This is a genomic window from Trebonia sp., assembly GCF_049794275.1.
Lineage (GTDB): Bacteria > Actinomycetota > Actinomycetes > Streptosporangiales > Streptosporangiaceae > Trebonia.
The window spans coordinates 1-1709 of the sequence record NZ_JBARCR010000472.1 but is presented as its reverse complement, the minus strand read 5'-3'; the positions used below and the strand labels follow the sequence as shown (position 1 = coordinate 1709).

General features: G+C 73.0%; 2 protein-coding genes and 1 pseudogene. 1 reads left to right on the top strand and 2 read right to left on the bottom strand.

Annotated features, from left to right (window positions below; all coding sequences use genetic code 11):
* Positions 1-338 (top strand): annotated as a pseudogene (locus WA805_RS12985) (MFS transporter); the annotation flags it as partial.
* Here the strand turns inward: WA805_RS12985 and WA805_RS12980 are convergent.
* Both WA805_RS12980 and whiA read right to left on the bottom strand, forming a co-directional pair.
* Positions 294-1391, bottom strand: coding sequence for an aldo/keto reductase (locus tag WA805_RS12980; protein WP_425242458.1), 1098 nt, complete (start codon positions 1389-1391; stop codon positions 294-296). The pseudogene WA805_RS12985 and the gene WA805_RS12980 sit on opposite strands and share 45 nt — an antisense overlap.
* A 25-nt stretch (positions 1392-1416) precedes the next feature.
* Positions 1417-1709, bottom strand: a 293-nt coding sequence (gene whiA / locus WA805_RS12975; protein WP_425242457.1) for a DNA-binding protein WhiA, incomplete at its 5' end; no start/stop codon positions are given.

Genomic DNA, 1709 nt, shown 5'->3' with positions numbered 1-1709 from the left:
GCCTCGGGCAGACCAGGGTCCTGGTCCTCGGCGGGCTCACCGCCTGCGCGGGGATGCTCGCCGCGGCGCTCGCGCCGTCCCTCCCCGTGGCGCTAGTGGGCTTCGCGCTGACCGGGCTCGGGGTGGCCAACATGTTCCCCGCCGCCATGACGCGGGCCGGCCTGGTCGCCGGGCCGAACGGGGTCGCGGCCGCGTCCACCCTCGGGTACGCAGGCTTCCTGCTGGGCCCCCCGACGATCGGGTTCCTCGCCACCGCGGTGGGCCTGAGCGCCGGCCTGACCACGGTCTCGGTCCTAGCCCTCGTCGCCGCTCTGCTCGCCTGGCTGGCCGGCTCGTGACTGCCGTGTTTCTCGTGACTGCCGTGTTTCTCGTGACTGCCGTGTTTTAGGCACCCGCGCCATCCGGGCACGCAGCAGCCGCGGCAGCGTGGCCGGGCCCGTCGCCGGGCGGAACCGGACCGCCGCGTCCCGCAGCGCCTGCCACTCGTCGTCGGTCAGGTCGATCTCGGCGGCGGCCACGTTGCTCTCCAGTTGCGCGACGCTGGACGCGCCGGGGATCGCCACCACGGCCGGGCTCCTGATCAGCCAGGCGAGCGCGACCTGCGAGAAGCCGGCGTCGTGCGCGTCGGCCACCTCGCGCAGCACGCGCAGCAGCCCGGCGGCCCGCTCCTGGTTGACGGGCAGGAACAGCGCGTTGAACGACCTGACCCGGTTTCGCGGCCGGTTCGACCCGTCGTAACGGCCGGACAGGAACCCCTGCGCCAGCGGGCTGTAGGCGATCACGACGTGCCCGGTCCGCTCCGCGTACGGCACCAGGTCGTCGGCCGGCCCTGGCGCCGCGAGGCTGAAGCTCACCTGGTTGCTCAGCACCCGGCTGCCGAGCGCCTCCTCGGCCGCCTTCCAGCGGGCCAGCGGGTAGTTGCTCACGCCGACCTCGCCGACCAGGCCGATCCGCTGCAGCGTCCGCATGCCCCGCATGATGACGGTGTCCGGCACCACCGGGTTCGGCTGGTGCACCTGGTACAGGTCGAGGCGGCTCACCCCGAGCCGGTTCGCGCTGGCGACCGCGCGCTGCTGGACGACCGCGGGGACGGGCAGGACGGGCAGCAGCTTCGTCGCGAGGAAAACGTCCTCGCGACGCCCGGAGATGGCTTGCCCGAGGATTCGCTCGCTGCGCCCGAGCCCGTAGATCTCGGCGGTGTCGAACAGCGTCACGCCGAGCTCGATCGCGCGCCTGACGATGGCCCGCGCCTCGCGCTCCGCGTACGGCGTGCCGTATCCCCATTCCTTAGAACCGAACTGCCAGGTGCCCAGTCCTATCGCTGAGATCTTCTGAGCGGAGATCTCCGGAGCAGAGATCTCCGGAGCGGGGCCGACGTCCAGATAGCGCACACTTTCAAGCTATCCCCTAAGGCTTCTAGGGGAGCATGTCGGCCGTCAGGCACGCCTCCGTGTTGGGCAGCCCGAGGTCCTGGGCGCGCCGGTCGGCCATCGCGAGCAGCCGGCGGATCCGCCCCGCGATCGCGTCCTTGGTCAGCGGCGGGTCGGCGAGCTGGCCCAGCTCCTCCAGCGACGCCTGCCGGTTCGCGACGCGCAGCCGGCCGGCCATCACCAGGTGATCGGGTGCGTCGGAGCCGAGGATCTCCAGGGCGCGCTCCACCCGGGCGCCGGCCGCGACCGCGGCGCGGGCGGACCGGCGCAGGTTCGCGT